The sequence below is a fragment of the Halosubterraneus shenae genome (genome assembly GCF_050510935.1).
In the GTDB taxonomy this organism is placed as follows: domain Archaea; phylum Halobacteriota; class Halobacteria; order Halobacteriales; family Haloferacaceae; genus JBDGPU01.
On the sequence record NZ_JBNLVO010000003.1, the window covers coordinates 486777 to 502897 of the forward strand.

17 protein-coding genes are annotated in these 16121 nt (G+C 69.8%); 11 read left to right on the plus strand and 6 right to left on the minus strand.

Features of this window, described 5'->3' with window-relative positions; translation table 11 throughout:
- The first annotated feature begins 13 nt into the window (after positions 1-13).
- From ACQE3M_RS08730 to ACQE3M_RS08745, 4 genes are read left to right on the plus strand one after another with little or no spacing between them, the layout of a single operon-like run.
- A complete protein-coding gene (locus tag ACQE3M_RS08730; protein ID WP_430505208.1) occupies positions 14-973 on the plus strand; it encodes a DUF4129 domain-containing protein in 960 nt (319 codons plus the stop codon).
- Positions 974-1015: 42 nt separating this feature from the next.
- Positions 1016-1558 carry a DUF7269 family protein gene (locus ACQE3M_RS08735; RefSeq protein WP_430505209.1) on the plus strand — a complete coding sequence of 181 codons (543 nt, stop codon included), beginning with the start codon at positions 1016-1018 and terminating at the stop codon, positions 1556-1558.
- Positions 1555-2859, plus strand: coding sequence for a DUF58 domain-containing protein (locus ACQE3M_RS08740; RefSeq protein WP_430505210.1), 1305 nt, complete (start codon positions 1555-1557; stop codon positions 2857-2859). Before ACQE3M_RS08735 ends, ACQE3M_RS08740 begins: the two co-directional genes overlap by 4 nt.
- On the plus strand, positions 2856-3380 hold the full coding sequence (locus ACQE3M_RS08745) for a DUF7519 family protein (RefSeq protein WP_430505211.1): 525 nt from the start codon (positions 2856-2858) through the stop codon (positions 3378-3380). The genes ACQE3M_RS08740 and ACQE3M_RS08745 overlap by 4 nt, the downstream gene beginning before the upstream one ends.
- A gap of 179 nt (positions 3381-3559) precedes the next feature.
- On the opposite strand, the gene ACQE3M_RS08750 is transcribed toward ACQE3M_RS08745, so the two are convergent.
- From ACQE3M_RS08750 to pyk, 3 genes are all read right to left on the minus strand, one after another.
- Positions 3560-4177 carry an NfeD family protein gene (locus ACQE3M_RS08750; RefSeq protein WP_430505212.1) on the minus strand — a complete coding sequence of 206 codons (618 nt, stop codon included), beginning with the start codon at positions 4175-4177 and terminating at the stop codon, positions 3560-3562.
- Positions 4178-4267: 90 nt separating this feature from the next.
- A complete protein-coding gene (locus ACQE3M_RS08755) occupies positions 4268-4519 on the minus strand; it encodes a DUF7312 domain-containing protein (protein WP_430505213.1) in 252 nt (83 codons plus the stop codon).
- Positions 4520-4570: 51 nt separating this feature from the next.
- Positions 4571-6412, minus strand: coding sequence for a pyruvate kinase (gene pyk, locus ACQE3M_RS08760; RefSeq protein ID WP_430505214.1), 1842 nt, complete (start codon positions 6410-6412; stop codon positions 4571-4573).
- A 129-nt stretch (positions 6413-6541) separates the two neighbouring features.
- Between pyk and ACQE3M_RS08765 the strand changes: the two genes are divergently transcribed.
- Both ACQE3M_RS08765 and ACQE3M_RS08770 read left to right on the plus strand, forming a co-directional pair.
- Complete coding sequence (locus tag ACQE3M_RS08765) at positions 6542-6784, plus strand: hypothetical protein (RefSeq protein ID WP_430505215.1); 243 nt, start codon at positions 6542-6544, stop codon at positions 6782-6784.
- Between the two features lie 64 nt (positions 6785-6848).
- A complete protein-coding gene (locus ACQE3M_RS08770; RefSeq protein WP_430505216.1) occupies positions 6849-8042 on the plus strand; it encodes a threonine synthase in 1194 nt (397 codons plus the stop codon).
- Positions 8043-8305: 263 nt separating this feature from the next.
- Here the strand turns inward: ACQE3M_RS08770 and ACQE3M_RS08775 are convergent, their stop codons facing one another.
- The gene (locus ACQE3M_RS08775; RefSeq protein ID WP_430505217.1) at positions 8306-9361 is read right to left on the minus strand and encodes a M42 family metallopeptidase; all 1056 of its coding nucleotides are present in this window, start codon (positions 9359-9361) and stop codon (positions 8306-8308) included.
- Positions 9362-9485: 124 nt separating this feature from the next.
- On the opposite strand from ACQE3M_RS08775, the gene ACQE3M_RS08780 reads away from it, so the two are divergent.
- The 4 genes from ACQE3M_RS08780 (at position 9486) to ACQE3M_RS08795 (ending at position 12562) form a co-directional block, all read left to right on the plus strand.
- On the plus strand, positions 9486-9743 hold the full coding sequence (locus tag ACQE3M_RS08780) for an MTH865 family protein (protein WP_430505218.1): 258 nt from the start codon (positions 9486-9488) through the stop codon (positions 9741-9743).
- Positions 9744-9895: 152 nt separating this feature from the next.
- Positions 9896-10492 (plus strand): J domain-containing protein, encoded by a 597-nt coding sequence (locus ACQE3M_RS08785; protein WP_430505219.1) that lies wholly within the window; start codon positions 9896-9898, stop codon positions 10490-10492.
- A gap of 27 nt (positions 10493-10519) precedes the next feature.
- A complete protein-coding gene (locus ACQE3M_RS08790; protein ID WP_430505220.1) occupies positions 10520-11296 on the plus strand; it encodes a metallophosphoesterase in 777 nt (258 codons plus the stop codon).
- A gap of 24 nt (positions 11297-11320) precedes the next feature.
- Complete coding sequence (locus ACQE3M_RS08795; protein ID WP_430505221.1) at positions 11321-12562, plus strand: threonine synthase; 1242 nt, start codon at positions 11321-11323, stop codon at positions 12560-12562.
- Between the two features lie 153 nt (positions 12563-12715).
- On the opposite strand, the gene ACQE3M_RS08800 is transcribed toward ACQE3M_RS08795, so the two are convergent.
- Entirely contained in the window at positions 12716-13159 is a 444-nt protein-coding gene (locus ACQE3M_RS08800) for a DUF5788 family protein (protein WP_430505222.1), read from the minus strand.
- 180 nt (positions 13160-13339) lie between these two features.
- Here ACQE3M_RS08800 and ACQE3M_RS08805 point away from each other — a divergent pair, with 180 nt between their 5' ends.
- A complete protein-coding gene (locus tag ACQE3M_RS08805; RefSeq protein ID WP_430505223.1) occupies positions 13340-14137 on the plus strand; it encodes a YkgJ family cysteine cluster protein in 798 nt (265 codons plus the stop codon).
- Positions 14138-14184: 47 nt separating this feature from the next.
- Here ACQE3M_RS08805 and ACQE3M_RS08810 read toward each other — a convergent pair whose 3' ends face one another.
- Positions 14185-15885: an acyl-CoA mutase large subunit family protein gene (locus ACQE3M_RS08810; protein ID WP_430505224.1), complete on the minus strand. Its 1701-nt coding sequence runs from the start codon at positions 15883-15885 to the stop codon at positions 14185-14187.
- Between the last annotated feature and the right edge of the window lie 236 nt (positions 15886-16121).

Here is a 16121-nt window from a genome sequence, read left to right on the forward strand (position 1 = left end):
CCCACGGACGGACGTGGACCGAGATGCCCTCCTCGTCGTCGGGGTCGCCCTCCTCGCCGTCGTCGCCCTCGGCGTCGCAGCGGCGACGATCGACACCGCCGTCGATCCCGGCAGCGGGAGCGGCGTCGAAAGTGGCGGCGGTGACGAGGCCGGTACCGGCAACGGCGGCGGAGACACCGACCTGAGCGGGGACAGCGAGGCATCCGGAACGCACGTCACGGCGCTGGTTCCGTGCCAACCCTGGTTGCGCTCGTTACCGGTGTACCTCGGGATGCTCGGCCTGATCGGCCTCTTTTTCGGCCTCACGTACCGTGACACGGGCTCCGTCTTCGCCAGCGTCGTCGTCGCCAACGCATTGTTCATCCCCGTCGGCCTCTTCTGGTTCCTGTTCTCGGAGTGTGGGACGGGCGGCTCACAACAGGACATACTCAGGCTCGGCCTCGGCAACGACACGACCGGAGATATCCTCCCCCAATCGGGTGGCCCAGGTGGCGGCGAGACCGCGGCGGAGGTCGTCTCGACGCCGACGGTCGTTTTCGGGCTGCTCGTCGTCGTCGCGATCCTCGCGAGCGTCGTCCTCCTGTTTACGGCCGGCCGCGACGACGAGGGGGCACCGGCGTCGACCGTCCCGGACGACGAGGGGCGTGACGGAACGAAACTGGCGGCGGTCGGGCGGACGGCCGGACGCGCAGCAGACCGCATCGAGGAGGACGCCGACGTCGACAACGAGGTGTTCCGCGCGTGGCGCGACCTCACCGAGCACCTCGACGTGGACGCGCCCGAATCGAGCACACCTGCGGAGTTCGCCGCGGCCGCCGTCGACGCCGGCATGGATCCCGAGCAGGTCGACGCGCTCACGGCGGTGTTCGAGTCGGTGCGGTACGGCGGCGCCGAGCCGACGGCCGAGCGCGAGCGGCGCGCCGTCGAGGCACTCCGCGCGATCGAGGCGTCGCAGTCGGGTGATGCGGAATGAATCGGCGGGGTGCTGCCGCGTGATTCGTCGAGGTGGTGCTCCGTGAGACCGCTCGCCGTCCTCGGTGCCGGCACGGTCGTCGCCGGCTTCGTCGTGCTCCTCGAGCGCGGTCTTGCCGGGTTCTTCGACTTCAGCTACACCTTCGTCACGCTCGTCGGCGCACTCGCGGTGCTGCAGGGGCTCCGCTACGCTCTCGGCCGGCGCAAAGCCGAGCGCGAGTCGGTCGACCTCGGCGAACCGGAACGTCGCTACACCGTGGCCGTCCCCGGCGACGACCTCGACGAGCGCATCCGTCGCTCGTCCGGGCGCACGCGCGGCGCGAACCGCGCCAGGGGGCGGATCCGAACTCGCCTTCGCGACGTTGCCACGGCCGAACTCGTCGCAAAGGGCGACTACACGCCGACGGAGGCCGAGGAGGCAGTCCGGGACGGTACCTGGACGGACGACGCCGCCGCGGCCGCGTTCCTCTCGGAGACCGCCACGATGCCGCTCCGAGAGGCCCTCCGAGCGCGCCTGGCCGGGAAATCCTCGTTCCGATTCGGGCTCTCCCGGACCCTCGCGGCACTCGAGGAGGCCGAGCCATGAGCGAGTCAGACGACGGCGGCACGGGCGTCATGGCGCTCCGGTCGTTCGAGACCAACCGGTGGACCGGTGTCGCCGGCGTGACGCTCCTCCTGCTCGGGGCCGGCGTGTTCACGCGGGAGGCGGCGCTCGTCCTGGCCGGCGCAGTCGGCGTCGGCTACGCCGCGTTCGCACGCTATGGCGACGCGCCCGTCGCCGAGCTGTCGGTCCGGCGGTCCATCGCGGACCGGTCGCCGAGCCCCGGCGACGAGGTGGACGTCGCAGTCACGGTCACCAACGTGGGCGACGGGACGCTCGCGGACCTCCGGCTCGTCGACGGCGTGCCGGACGCTCTCGAGGTCACCGACGGCCCGGCGCGGATGGCCACCGCGTTGCGACCGGGCGCGAGCGCGTCGTTCCGCTACACCGTCCGAGTCGTGCGCGGCGAGCACGTCTGGGACGACGTGCGCGCCGTCACGCGCGACCCGAGCGGGGGGACCGAGCGCGAGACGCAGCTCACCCGTCGGACGACGCTCCGGTGCACGCCGGAGCTCGACGTCGGCGCCGACCTCCCGCTGCGCGGGCTGACGACGCAGTTCCACGGCCGCGTGCCCACCGACGTCGGCGGCTCCGGCGTGGAGTTCTATGCGACGCGGGAGTACCGCCGCGGGGACCCGCTCCGCCGCATCGACTGGAACCGTCGCGCGCGAACCGGCGAGCTGGCGACGCTGGAGCTCCGCGAGGAGCGCTCCGCCAACGTGGTGATCGTCGTCGACGCACGCGAGGAGGCGTACCTCGCGAGCGACCCGGAGGCGACGAACGCCGTCGAGCAGAGCGTCGAGGCGGCTAGCCAGCTGTTCCGGGCGCTGCTCGACGGCGGCGACCGCGTCGGCATCGCCGCCATGGCGCCGACGGACTGCTGGCTCGCGCCCCATGCCGGCAGCGAGCACGAGGCCCGCGCGCGGGAGCTGCTCGGGACCCACTCAGCGCTCGCCCCGACGCCGTCGGAAGGCGTGTTCTACCCATCGCTGTGGCTCCGTCGTCTCCGGCGGCGCCTCCCGAACGACGCGCAGATCATCCTCCTCTCGCCGATGTGTGACCGCTACGCCGCCCGGAGCGCGAAACGGCTGGACGCGCACGGGCACCTCGTCACCGTCCTCTCGCCGGACGTCACCGCCGAGGGGACGGCCGGCCGGCGCATCGCGCGCTTCGAACGCACCGAACGCCTCCGCGACCTCCGCGGCCGCGGCATCCGCGTCGTCGAGTGGCGCGAGGACGAACTCCCGAGCGCCGTCGCCGGCGCGAACCGGCGGTGGCAACGATGACGGAGATCGACCGGCGCCCGCCGACGACGGGCGTCGCGTTCGCGACCAGCTTCGCGTTGCTCGCGGCGGTCGCGACGGCCGCGGTCAGCCTGCAAGGAGCCGCCGGCGTCGGGGTCGCGGTCGTGCTCGTCGCGGTCGGGCTGGTCCGCCGGTCACACGCAGCGCTCGCCTGGGCCGTCGCCGTCGGCGCAGCCGGGCTGGTCTTCGCGGCGACGAGCGGCGGCGGCGCCGGTGGGGCCGCTGGCGGTGCCGGCGACGTCCTCGGCCTCCTCGTCGCGGCCGTCGCGCTCGCCGTCGCGTGGGACGTCGGCGACCACGCGCTGTCGCTCGGAACGACCGTCGGCCGGAACGCCAGATCCGCGCGCAATCAGTTCGTCCACGCCGGAACCTCCCTGCTCGTGGGGACGCTCGCGGCCGGCGTCGGCTACGGAACCTACGTCTCCGCGGCGGGCGGACAGCCGATTGCCGCGCTGGTGTTCCTCCTGTTCGGCGCTATCGTGCTCGTCTCCGCGTTCCGGTGAGGAGTCGGCGGGGTGTCGCTGGCGTCGAAATCCCACCCTATTTATAAATGCGACCGCCAGCGGCTGGGCGTTTCGAGGTGCCCCGAGAGATGTCGCTCGCGAGGACCCTCAGGCAACCGGAGAAGAGCGCTCGACGAACGGAACGACCACGAGAGCACCGCCCCGCCAGCCACGACGGATCAGGCGTGGTCGGATTCGCGCTCCCGCTCTCGAACCTGCTCCTCGCTGGCCTCTCTCTGTGGGGTCTCGCCGTCGTCACTCTCCGCCTGCCGAGCGCGTTCGGCGGCGAGTTCGCGGTCGATGTCGTCCTCGACGGCGCCGAGCGGCGTCACCGTGACGACGTTGCCGCCGCCGGGGTCGACGACGAGTACCTCCTCCCCCTCCTCGATGGTCTCGTCGTGCGAATGGGCGGTGTAGTACGGGTTGAAGCCGGCACCGGCGATCTTGACCTCGCCGCCCGTCGGGGTCACGGTCTCGGTCACGCGGCCGGTTTTCCCCTTGAGCGAGCTGCTGTCGCGGGTCTGGGGCTGTCCCTTCCCGCCGTAGATATCCAGCTCGTGGTAGCCGTAGAACGCGAGGCCGCCGAAGAGGAGGACCAGCAGGCCGAGGACGAACGGACTCGCCAGCGGGCCGAGCGCCAGCCCGACGAGGCCGGCGCCGAGCAGGGCGATGCCGACGACGATGAAGTTGGCACCGGGCGCGATCGCCTCCGCCACCGCCAGCAGCAGCCCGGCCGCGAGCAATAGCAGCGGCAGCGTCTCGGGGCCGACCAGGTCCAGCTGTAACAGCAACTCCATGCCCGAACCTTGGGATGCTACCGGATTAAGTTGTGGCCCGGGAAGCACCCGAAGAAGTGCGGCCGTATTACGGCGGTCGAACGCCCGTGACTAGAGGAAGATCGTCAACACTGCACCGACCGCGACCGCGACGCCGAGCGCGACGAACACGGCGTGTTCGGGGTTCACGCTCTCGGGTTCGATCGGCCCGCCGCCCGGGCTCGTCTCCTCGACTATCCCGTCGGGCCCCACCTCGTCGAGACTGAACTTCCACTGCTCGTCCTCGTTCGACTCGCTCGCGTCGGCGGACGCCGCGACCTCGTCGTCGCCCGCGTCGGGATCCGGCTGGTTCGCGCGACTCATGTCCCGCCGTAGTCGCTTGACTGATAAAGGGCTGGCGGGAGCAGGGGTCGATTACGGTCGCTGCGCGCTGCCGACGACGTCGCCGTCGTACACGACGCCACGTTCCCCGTCGACGGTGACGGTGTCGCCATCCGTGACCGTTCCCGGGAGCGAGACGCCCGATATCATCGGAACGCCGAGTTCGCGGGCGATGACGGCTGGGTAGCCAGTCATCCCCGACTCCGCGGCGACGATGCCCCCGATCCGCGAGACGTCGCCGACGAACTCCGCGTCGAACCCCGTCGGCAGCACGAGGATAGCGCCGTCGGGGAGGTCGTCGCAATCGACGTCCGGGCTTTCACCACCGCTACTGCCGGCCACACCGTCACCGCCGCCACCCACACCGCCACCGCCGCCACCACCGCGCGCGCCGCCACGCTGCGCGACCGGGCCCGCGGAGCGGCCGTCCACGACCGCGGTCCCGGCCGCGATGGCCTCCGCCGCGACGTGGACCTTGAGCGTGTTCGTGGTGTTCGTCCCCTCAAGCCCGGTCAACATCCCGGAGAGGACGACGAGGGTGTCGCCGGACTCGGCGGCGCCGACGTCGATGGCGGCGTCGACGGCGTCGTCCATGACGCGCTCGATGTCCTCCGCGTAGCCGGTGTACTTCGGGCGAACACCCCACGAGAGCGCGAGCTGCCGGCGGACGCGGTCGTTCGGCGTGGTGGCGACGACCGGGACCGACGGCCGGAACATCGCGGTCTTGCGGGCGGTGAAGCCGGATTCCGAGACGGCGACGACCGCGGCCGCGTCGACGTCGCGAGCGAGGTACCGGGCCGACCGCGCGAGCGCCTCCGTGCGCGACCCCTCGGCCGCGCTCGGGATCCGTTGCTCGCGCGTCTCCGCGTACTCGTCGCTGGCCTCGATCTCCGAGACGATCCGGTCCATCGTCTCGACGACGGTGACCGGATGGTCGCCGACGGCCGTTTCCCCGGAGAGCATGACCGCATCGGTGCCGTCGAGGACCGCGTTCGCGACGTCGGAGGCCTCCGCACGCGTCGGGCGCCGGGAGTGAACCATCGAGTCAAGCATCTCCGTCGCCGTGATCACCGGGACGCCCTCGTCGACGCAGGTCCGGATGATGCGCTTTTGAATGACCGGCACGTCCTCCAGCGGGCACTCCACGCCGAGATCGCCGCGGGCGACCATCACGCCGTCGGCGGCGTCGACGATGCCATCGAGGCTCTCCACGGCCCCGGCGCGTTCGATCTTCGCGATGAGAGGGATATCCTCGCCGCCGTGAGCCTCCAGGCGGTCCGCGATGCGGTACACGTCCTCGGCGTCGCGGACGAACGACGCGGCGACGAAGTCCGCGTTCGCCTCGGCCGCGAGCTTGAGCTCGGCCTCGTCGCTTTCGGTGATCAGGTCGACGTCGACGGCCACGCCGGGGAGGTTGACTCCCTTCCGCGACCCCAGTTCGCCGCCGGAGTCGACGGTGGCGACGACGGTGCCGTCGTCGCGGACGCGCTCGACGGTCGCCTCGATGCGGCCGTCGTCGAGGAGTATTCTGTCGCCCGGTTCGACGCTCTCGATCGAGTGGGAGAGCCCGACTTCCGCGGGCGTCGCGGTGTCGCCCTCGACGAACAGTACCTCGCTGCCCGCGTCGAGGTGGATCGGCTCGTCGATCTCCGCCGTCCGGATCTCCGGCCCCTGGAGGTCGACCATCACCGCGAGCGGGTCGTCGACGTCGCTGTCGACGGCGCGGACGCGCTCGATGACGTCCCGGCGGTGGGCCGTCGTCCCGTGGCTGGCGTTGAGTCGCGCGACCGACATGCCGGCGTCGGCCAGCGCGCTAATCGTCTCCCTGTCGTCCGACGCGGGTCCGAGCGTACAGACGATCTTGGCGTTGCGCATGGCCCGGCCTTTGCGGTAACGACTCAAAAAGGCAGGCGATGTGGCGAAGACTCGCGACCGCGGTTGGACGAGGGCGATTCGACCCGGACGGCCACAGCACATTTTGGCCCCCCGGGCGCAGAAGGGGACATGCAGCACTTCGGTCAGGACGTCGTTGGGATGCCGGTCGTCGACACGCACGGCGTGGACATCGGCCGGGTCACTGGCATCGAGGACGGCTACGCGACGCTGAAGTCCGACACCGGGCTCGCCTCGCGCATGGAGGCCGCGCTCTCACCGCCGGAGGTCGACGGTCTCGCGATCGCGCCCGAACAGGTGGTCGAGCACACAGACGAGTATCTCCGGCTGGACCTCGAGGTCGACGAGGCGTAGCGCCGGAACTCCCGGATCGGTCGCCATCAGTACTGTTTTTCCCGCGGGCCACTCGCTTCCGACAATGACCGAGCGGCTCACCTGTTACGCCTGCGGGACGACGGTCGCGACGCCCGCCGCGCCGCGCTGTGACTGCGGCGAACCCCGGTGGTACGAGACGGATGCGAGCGGCTTCGACTGGCCGACCGACCTCGATGCGGGCACCTGGGCCGCCGCGGAACTCCTGCCCGCTGACCCGCCGGACGCCGGCATCGGGACGGCGAGCGGCGGGACACCGCTGGTCCGGACGCCGACGCTCGACGAGTACGTCGGCGCGGCGGTCAGCGTGAAAGACGAGGGCCTGAACCCGACCGGCTCGTTCAAGGACCGCGGCACGGCCGTCGGCATCGAGGTCGCGCGCGAGGCCGGCGACGACGCCGTCGGCACTGTCTCCCACGGGAACATGGCGATGTCGACGGCGGCGGGGGCGACGGCCGCGGGCCTCGACTGCGTCGTCTGCGTCCCCGCGGACATCTCCGACGAACGCCTCCGGAACATCGCGCGCTACGACCCGCGGATCGTTCGCGTCGACGGCGACTACGGCCAGCTCTACTACGACGCGCTCGAGATCGGCCGCGAACGCGGCGTTCGCTTCGTCAACTCCGACAGTCCCGAGCGCGTGGCGGGCCAGAAGACGACGGCCCTGGAGGCGCTCGTCCAGCATCGCGACCGCGCGGGCGACGTGCCTGACGCCCTCGTCCTGCCGGTCTCCTCCGGCGGCCACGCCAGCGGCGCCTACAAGACGCTGCTGGAGCTGGAGACGGCCGGGTTGCTGGCGCCGAGCGAGGTGCCTCGCCTGTATCTGGTACAAGCAGCTGCGTGCGCACCGATCGCCGAGGCCGACGAGCGGGGGCTGGAGTCGGTCGAGCGCGTCGAGAAGGGCGAAACCGTCGCGTACTCGATCGCAAATCCCGACCCGCCGAGCGGGACGCGGGCCCTGCACGGTGCTCGTGAAACCGGCGGCGGCGTCGTCGCCGTCGACGACGAAGCGATCCTCCACGCGAAGCGGCGACTCGCGGGCGACGCCGGACTGACCGTGGAGGCATCGTCGGCGACCTCGGTGGCGGGCGCGCGAAAGCTGGTCGCGGCCGACGAGATTAGCAGCGACGAGGCCGTCGTCTGCGTCGCGACCGGATCCGGGTTCAAGGAGTCGGTCTCGGCCGTCGACGACGTGGACGCGGAGACGGTCTCTCTCGCGGATCTCGGGGACGCCTTATAAATAGACCCCCGGATTGCCTGGCCTCCCGCCCGGACGTTTATCACGGAGAACGCGGCCAACCCGGCCCGTGATCTGAACAGCAACCCCCGATTCGACGAGGCGGGAGCGCGGTGATCGGTCGGGGGACTGCGAAGCCCGCCTGTTAGCTAGCGAGCGCGGACACACCGCGACGGGAGGGCTGGCCCGTCGTTCACGGCCGTGCGTAGCCGCTTGTCCGTCTACAGTGGTGGTCGTGCTCGGCTACAGCGTGTAGTCGTACTCGGCTACAGCGTGTAGTCGTGCTCGCCGGTTTCCGACTCCAGGAACGCGGTGAGCAGGTCGATCGTCGCTTCGACGTCCTCGCCGCGGGCGGTCTCCGTGACCGTGTGGAGGTATCGCGTTGGGATCGAGATGGCGCCGACCGGCTTCGCGCCGTTCGTGTTCTGGAAGCCCGCCGTATCCGTGCCACCGGCGGGGAGGACCTCGATCTGGTGCTCGATGTCCTCGGTTTCAGCGACCTCGCGGATCCGCCTGTGGACCTTCGGGTTCGTGATGACGGAGGAGTCCTTGAGCTTGATCGCTGTTCCGTCGCCGAGATCGGTGACTGCGTCGGCCTCGTCCTCGATCTGGGGCACGTCGTTGGCAACCGTGACGTCGAGTGCGACCGCCAGGTCCGGGTCGACGTCGACGCCGAGCGCCTGGGCGCCGCGGAGGCCGACCTCCTCCTGGACCGTCGCACAGAAGTGGATCGTCACCTCGGGATTCTCGATCTCGCGGGCCGCTTCCAGCATCGTGAAGAGGCAGACGCGGTCGTCGAGCGCCTTGCCGGTGACGCTGTCACCCATCTTCTCGGTCGTCTGCTCCAGCGTCACGAGGTCGCCGACCGAGACGAGCTCCTCGACCTCCTCGGCGTCGCGACCGAGGTCGATAGCGACGTCTTTTACCTCGTCGTCCTTCTCGCGCTGTTCCTCGGTGAGCGTGTGCGGCGGGACGGAGCCGATGACGCCGGTGACGTCGCCGTCGTCAGCGTGGATCGTCACGCGCTGTGCGCGGAGCACGCGGGCATCCCACCCGCCGAGGGCGTCGACCTGGACGAAGCCCTCGTCGGTGACGTGCCGCACCATGAACCCGATCTCGTCCATGTGCGCCGCGACGGCGACCGAGTAGTCGCTGTCGCCCTCGATAGTGCCGACGACGTTGCCCATCGCGTCCGAGCGGACCTCGTCGACGCTGTCCTCGAATTCCCTCCGAACGACGTCCCGAACCCGGTCCTCGTAGCCGGGGACGCCACTCGTTTCGGTCAGTTCCTGCAGCAGCGGAAAGTCGAAGTCGAACGACATACGCGCATGTCTCGTCGCCGGCGGCTTAACGACGAAGGATCCGGATCCGGGATAAATCTACAACCCGAGACGAGTTTACTGGAGTACCGCAATCCTTTTGCCCGCTGTGTGGGAGGACAGGTGTATGACCGACGTTGAATCCGGACTCCGTGCGCAGTTTATCGAGGCTTTCGAAGGCGCAGATTTCCCGGTCGAGAACCAGATGGACCTCGTCCCCGCGCTGCCCGACGGTCCGTCGACGACGTTCGAGGCGGAGAACCACAGCTTCACCGCGATGGAGCTGGCGGCGAAGCTCGGTGACCACCAGGAGTTCCCGTACGATACGCCGGAGCAGCTCGCGGACGACATCATCGCCGGGCTGAAGAAGGAAGGCCTGATCTGATCGGTAGCTTTCGACCGGGCCGCTCGTCGTCGCGACTGCTTCCTGGCCGATTCTATCGTTTTCGGATGGTCCGCCGGCACGCCGCGGTCGGACCACCCTCGTCGCTCCGTGGGTAACAGGACGTTCTTACGCCAGCGACCCGTAGTACGCCCGTGGTCGTCGACATCGCAAGTCCACTGCCGCCGTGGCTGGCTGCGGGGGTGGTGATGGGGCTCCTCGCAACGCTCGTCGTCGTAGCCGTTTTCGTCCTCGGCGACCGGATCCTCCCGGCAGCCCGGCAGGAGCGAGCCGACCGAGTCGACGGCGAGTCGCGTCGACACGCCCAGATCCGGCGGTATCTCCAGCGGATCGACGAACCGTACGCGGAGCGGGCGACGGTCGACGGCGTGGCGGTCGCCTTCTATCTGCCGGCGCGGGACGTCGCGCTCACGTTCGACGTGAAGGCGTTCTTCCGGCTGGAAGCGACGGCGACGCGCGTCGTCCTCTGTGAGCACGAGCTCACGACGGCCGGCCTGGGCCGGCGACTCCCGTTCGAGGTTCCGGAGCCGGACCCGGTCGAACCGGCGCCGGCGGACCCGGTCGCGGCCGCGTTCGACGTGCTGGACCTCTCGAGATCCGCCGACGTCGACGAGGTGAAGCGAGCGTATCGGGGGCGAGTGAAGGAGGTACACCCCGACCAGGGTGGCGACGAAGCCGAGTTCAAACGCGTCAGGGAAGCGTATGCGACGGCACGGAACCACTGTGATTGACCCACTGATGGCGGGATGGGCGTCGCCGTGAACGGACTCTCGCTCCGGGGCCGGGCGCTCTACGTCGACGACGCCGACACCCTCGTTGTCGCCGACCTCCACGTCGGCCGGGACGAGTCGTCGAACGTCGAGCTACCGCTCGGGGAGCAGTCGGACCTCCGGGAGCGACTGCGGGGACACCTCGACCACTTTCAGCCGGAAAGCGTCGTCTTCGCGGGCGACACCCTGCATGCGCACGGAGCCGCATCGGCGGCGAGCGTCAGGAGACTCCGCGAGCTGGCGGCGACCTGTCGGGAGCGCGGCGCCGACCCCGTCTTCGTCGCCGGCAACCACGACGGCACCCTGAACGACCTCCGGAGCGAGGACGTACACGAGAAGTACGCCGTCGAACAGGGGGACGACGCGTCGACCGCCGGCGGAACGGTCGTTTGCCACGGTCACGAGTCGCCGGCGAGGGACGCGGACCGATACGTCGTGGGACACGACCATCCGACGATCGAGATCGAGGGCGTCCGGCAACCCTGCGTGCTCTTCGGGCCCGGAGCGTATCGCGGGGCTGACGTCGTGATGCTCCCGGCGTTCTCCCGGCTCGCACCCGGGGTCGTGGTCAACGGGATGCGCTCGAAGGAGTTCCAGTCGCCGCTGGTCACCGACGCGGACGTGTTCCGGCCGATCGTCTACGACGGGGACGCGTCGGAAGCCCTCGCGTTCCCGCCGTTAGGGGAGTTCCGCGAGCTCTTGCGAGGTGAGTCCGTCCCGTCCTGTCCCGTCCCGTCCCGTCTCGGCCGAGAGGGAAGTGCTTAGTCGCCGGCGCGGAAACCTGCGTGCATGAAGACGACGGCGGCGTTCCGCGGACTGGAGTGTACGGACTGCGGCACGGTCCACGACGCGTCGATCGCGGGCACGTGTCCGGACTGTGGCGGCGCGACCGATCCGGTGTACGACTACGGGTCGGTCGACGTCGACGACCTGACCGACGCGAGTTCTCCGGCGGGGATCTGGGCGTTCGACGCGCTCCTCCCGTTCGACGAGGCCGACGCGATCAGCGCCCGCGAGGGCGGCACGCCCCTCGTCGACGCCGACCGACTCGCCGACGAGCTCGGCGTCGACTCGGTGCTCATCAAGGACGAGGCACGGAACCCGACCGGGACGGTCCTCGACCGCGGCTTCGCCGTGGCCGTTTCCGGGACCGTCGCGCGGGCCGGGGGCGTCGGCGACGGCGAAGTGGAGACCAGCGAAGGGAGCGACGGCGCCGAGGTCGACGTCGAACCGCTCGCGTGCGCGAGCCCGGGCAACGCCGGGCAGTCGATGGCGGCCTACGCCGGTCGGGCGGACCTGCGCTCCTACGCGTTCGTCCCCTCGCGCTGCGCGTTCTCGAACAAGGCCATGACGAACGTCCACGGCGGGGAGATGCAGGTCGTCGGCGGACGGTTCCCGGACGCCGCGGCCGCAGTCGAGGAGCGACTCGCGACCGCGTACACCGACCTCGGCGCGTTCGCGACGCCGTATCGACACGAAGGCGCGAAGACACTCGCGTTCGAGGTCGCTGCGGCGCTCGACTGGGCGGCCCCGGACGCGGTCGTCGTCCCGACGAGTACCGGCGAGGTGGTCGTCGGCGTCGCGAAGGGCTTCCGCGAGCTCGAGGAGCTCGGCGTCCTCGAGGAGACGCCAAAGCTCGTCGCCGCGCAGCCGACTGGCTGTGCCCCGATCGCGGGCGCGCTGGAGAACGATCTCGTCTCCCCCGAGCCCGTCGAGCATCCGGACACCATCTGTGGCGAGCTGGAGATCCCGGAGCCGGCCGGCGGCGAGCGCGCCATCGACGCGGTTCGCGACTCGGGCGGGACGGGCGTCACGGTCGACGACGACGACGTCCTCGAGAGCGCGGTCGCTGTCGCGCAGAACGAGGTGCTGGAGATGGGAGCGGCCGGCGGTGCGGCCCCGGCCGGCGCCTGGGCGCTGGCCCAGGACGACTGGTTCGACGACGACGACACCGTCGTACTCGTGAACACCGAGGCCGGGCTGAAGACACCGGACGTCCTCCGAAGCCACCTGATGGGCAAGGGGATCTGATCCGGGTCGGCAGCCGTCGGCCGCGCGGCCGTTCACCGACTACGAGGCGAGAGCTACCGGGTCTCGGCGCGCTGTCGACTCGAGACGGCGTTTCTCTTTATAGAGAGATGACGGGCAGAGAGCTGGCGCGCCCGGAAGCACGGGGGAGGACCGTCACATGCCCGGCCGCGATCCGCTGCTGACGTCCTCCTGTCCCAGCGCCTGCTTCAGGAAGTTCATCCAGCGTTTGGTGTCGGCTTGCTCCTGCCGCCGGGCCTCCTGCTCGAGGTCCGGGGCGTTCAGCTGTTCGAGCGCGTTCAGCGCGCGGTCGATGCCGATGATCGCGTCCGCCAGCTCCTCGCCCTCCTCGTAGCTGACCTCGTTCTCCTCGATCGGTTCGAGTCGCTCGATTCGCTCCCGGCGCAGATTGCGCTTCGCCTGCTCGACGCGCTCGCGCTCGCCCGGCGGGATCGTGTCGCGTCGCTTGATCTCGAAGACGAACGTCTGGAGCTCGATCTCCTCGCCCTGCACGTCGATCTCGTCCGGGATCGACGCGCCGACCGTCGCGGCCTCCCGCTCCACGCGCTCGAGGAGCTGTTTCCGTTCGTACTCCTTCACTGCGCGATCGTAGGGTGTGGACCCTCTTTGCTCCTTCGGGCTGGGGGCCCGGAGGGTCCGGACGGGGGTTGCGGGTTCCGTGTCCGGGCTGGGGTTCCGGGCTGTGGGTCCGGGTTGGGAGTTCCAGGCCGCCATCGTTCCGATAGACGACGTTAAGCCGCCGGCGTGTGAAGGATCGCTATGGAACCGCTGGAAGCCGAGCTCGAGCGCGCCCGCGACCTCGACGTCGCGGACCTGGCAGACGCGATCGAGTCGATCGGCTTCGAGTGCACGCGCTGTGGAGCCTGCTGTAAGGGATACGACCCCGAGGCCGAGTCGGACGGCTGTCACGGTGGCGGCGCGGAGAGCTCGGAAGACGGCGACGACGGCGACGGCGACGACCGAGAGGAGTCCGTCGACGCGGGGGACGCCCCCAAGCCGGAACCGCACACGGCGACCGTGTTCCCCGACGAGGTCCGCGAGCTCCGCGACGAAGGCACTGACTCGCTCGAGGCGGACTACGACTGGCGTGATATCGCGCGCCCGATGCCGTACGGTCTCGATGAGACGGACGGCGGCCTCGAGGGCGAGACGTTCGAATGGGCGCTCCAGACCGACGCCTGCGGCGACTGCACCTTCTACGCCGAGGAGGACGGCCAGGGCGCCTGCACGGTCCACGACTCGCGACCGCTCATCTGTCAAACGTACCCCTTCAGCGTCGCGCTCGGCGGCACGAGCCAGCCGATGGGCGAGGCGGTCGACGAGCAGGGCATGGTCCGCGCCCACGAGTGTGAGGGGCTCGGACGCGACATCGACCGCGACGAGGCCGTGGAGCTGGCCGCCGCGCTCAAACGGCGCGCGATCCGGGAGATCGAGGAGGCGATCGGCGTCCGCGAGAACTACGACCCGACGGCCGCGGAGGGTACCGACGCCGACGTCGTCGTCTTCGACTCCGAAGGCGCGAAGCGAGCGGACGGAACGCCGCTCGACGACGACTGAGGAGAGTTCCGTGTGGTTCCGCTCGGTTTCGGTCGACTACCGATTGTTCAGGCCAGGCCGATCTTCTCGCGGTACTGGCCGTGCTCGCGCTCGAACACTTCCATGATCTCGCCCATCGTCGCGTAGGCCTTCACGGCGTCGACGATGTACGGCATCACGTTCTCGTCGCTCTCGATGGCGTCGGCCAGCGCGCTCAGCGTCGCCTCGATCTCCTCGTCGTCGCGGTCCTCCTTGACGGATTCGAGGCGGGCGAGCTGCCGCTCGCGGGTCGTCTCGTCGACGTGGAGCAGCTCGGGCTTCGTGTCCTCCTCGATCTCGTACTTGTTGACGCCGACGACCGTCTCGTCGCCCTCGTCGACGCGCTCCTGGTACTCGTAGGAGGCCTCCTGGATCTCGCGGTGGAAGTAGCCCTCCTCGATCCCCTTCAGGACGCCGTCGCGGACGGAGCCGTCGCCCATCTCGCGGATCTCCTCGATGTACTCCATGGCCTGCTCTTCCGTCTCCTCCGTGAGGCTCTCGACGGCGAAGGAGCCGCCGAGGGGGTCGACGATGTCGGCGGCTCCGGACTCCTCCGCGATGATCTGCTGGGTCCGCAGGGAGACGCGGACCGCCTGCTCGCTCGGGAGCGCGAGCGCCTCGTCGTAGGAGTTGGTGTGGAGGCTCTGCGTGCCGCCGAGGACGCCGGCGAGCGCCTGGATCGTCACCCGGACGATGTTGTTCATTGGCTGCTGGGCGGTCAGCGACTGGCCGGCGGTCTGGGTGTGGAACTTCAGCTGCTTCGAGGCGTCCTTCTCGGCGTCGTACCAGTCGTCCATGACCCGGGCGTAGATCCGACGCGCAGCGCGGAACTTCGCGACCTCCTCGAAGATGGAGTTGTGCGAGTTGAAGAAGAAGGAGAGCTGCGGCGCGAAGTCGTCGACGTCGAGCCCGCGGTCGAGACAGTCCTCGACGTACGCGAAGCCGTCCGCCAGCGTGAACGCGAGCTCCTGGATCGCCGTGGACCCCGCCTCGCGGATGTGGTACCCCGAGATCGAGATGGGTTTGAACGCCGGCGTCTCCTTTGAGGCGTACTCGATCGTGTCCGTGACGAGATCGAGGGACGGCTCCGGGGGGATCACCCACTCCTTCTGTGCGATGAACTCCTTCAGCATGTCGTTCTGGAGGGTCCCGCGCACCTCGTCGCGGGGGACGCCCTGCTGGTCGGCCAGCGCGATGTACATCGCGTAGATGACCGGCGCGCTCGGGTTGATCGTGAACGAGGTCGACACCTCGCCGACGTCGATGCCGTCGAACAGCACCTCCATGTCGCGAAGGGTGTCGACGGCGACGCCCTCCTTGCCGACTTCGCCGATGGACATCGGGTCGTCGGAGTCGAGGCCCATCAGCGAGGGCATGTCGAAGGCGGTCGAGAGGCCGGTCTGCCCGTTCTCGATGAGGTAGTGGAACCGCTCGTTCGTCTCCTCCGCCGTGCCGAACCCGGCGAACTGGCGCATCGTCCAGGTGCGCCCGCGGTACATCGTCGGGTAGACGCCCCGCGTGTACGGTTCCTCGCCCGGGAAGCCCAGGTCCTCGCCGTAGTCGAGGTCGTCGACGTCGTTCGGGCCGTAGATGCGGTCGACTTCGAGATTCGAGACCGTGGCGAACCGGTCCTTCCGCTCGCCGTGCTTTTCGAGGACGGGATCGAGCGTCTCCGACTCCCACTCGTCCCGGGCCTCGCGTATCTCGGCGAGCTCCTCCTCGTCGTACATACGGCTCGTTTCCGAGTGCGTAATCTTAAGCTTTGTTTGTAATATTTCGAACCCCGCGATACTTGTGTGGAACCGCTGTGCGGGGAGAGGGAAAACTGGATGGAGCGAGCGAGACGCCACCTGCAACGTCCGCTTTTATAAATAACGTCGGCTATCGTCGCCGACGACGCCACTCAGGGTCTCTGGAAGGTCACAGCCGTCGATCAGTGTGCCGCCCGCTCTGCTCCCCACCCGGC

What these genes read in the sequence shown, in the direction of transcription:
- ACQE3M_RS08740 (WP_430505210.1), top strand. Translation starts at nt 1,555, where the DNA reads ATGAGCGAGTCAGACGACGGCGGCACGGGCGTCATGGCGCTCCGGTCG.
- ACQE3M_RS08745 (WP_430505211.1), top strand. Translation starts at nt 2,856, where the DNA reads ATGACGGAGATCGACCGGCGCCCGCCGACGACGGGCGTCGCGTTCGCG.
- ACQE3M_RS08750 (WP_430505212.1), bottom strand. Translation starts at nt 4,177, where the DNA reads ATGGAGTTGCTGTTACAGCTGGACCTGGTCGGCCCCGAGACGCTGCCG.
- ACQE3M_RS08755 (WP_430505213.1), bottom strand. Translation starts at nt 4,519, where the DNA reads ATGAGTCGCGCGAACCAGCCGGATCCCGACGCGGGCGACGACGAGGTC.
- pyk (WP_430505214.1), bottom strand. Translation starts at nt 6,412, where the DNA reads ATGCGCAACGCCAAGATCGTCTGTACGCTCGGACCCGCGTCGGACGAC.
- ACQE3M_RS08765 (WP_430505215.1), top strand. Translation starts at nt 6,542, where the DNA reads ATGCAGCACTTCGGTCAGGACGTCGTTGGGATGCCGGTCGTCGACACG.
- ACQE3M_RS08770 (WP_430505216.1), top strand. Translation starts at nt 6,849, where the DNA reads ATGACCGAGCGGCTCACCTGTTACGCCTGCGGGACGACGGTCGCGACG.
- ACQE3M_RS08775 (WP_430505217.1), bottom strand. Translation starts at nt 9,361, where the DNA reads ATGTCGTTCGACTTCGACTTTCCGCTGCTGCAGGAACTGACCGAAACG.
- ACQE3M_RS08780 (WP_430505218.1), top strand. Translation starts at nt 9,486, where the DNA reads ATGACCGACGTTGAATCCGGACTCCGTGCGCAGTTTATCGAGGCTTTC.
- ACQE3M_RS08795 (WP_430505221.1), top strand. Translation starts at nt 11,321, where the DNA reads ATGAAGACGACGGCGGCGTTCCGCGGACTGGAGTGTACGGACTGCGGC.
- ACQE3M_RS08805 (WP_430505223.1), top strand. Translation starts at nt 13,340, where the DNA reads ATGGAACCGCTGGAAGCCGAGCTCGAGCGCGCCCGCGACCTCGACGTC.
- ACQE3M_RS08810 (WP_430505224.1), bottom strand. Translation starts at nt 15,885, where the DNA reads ATGTACGACGAGGAGGAGCTCGCCGAGATACGCGAGGCCCGGGACGAG.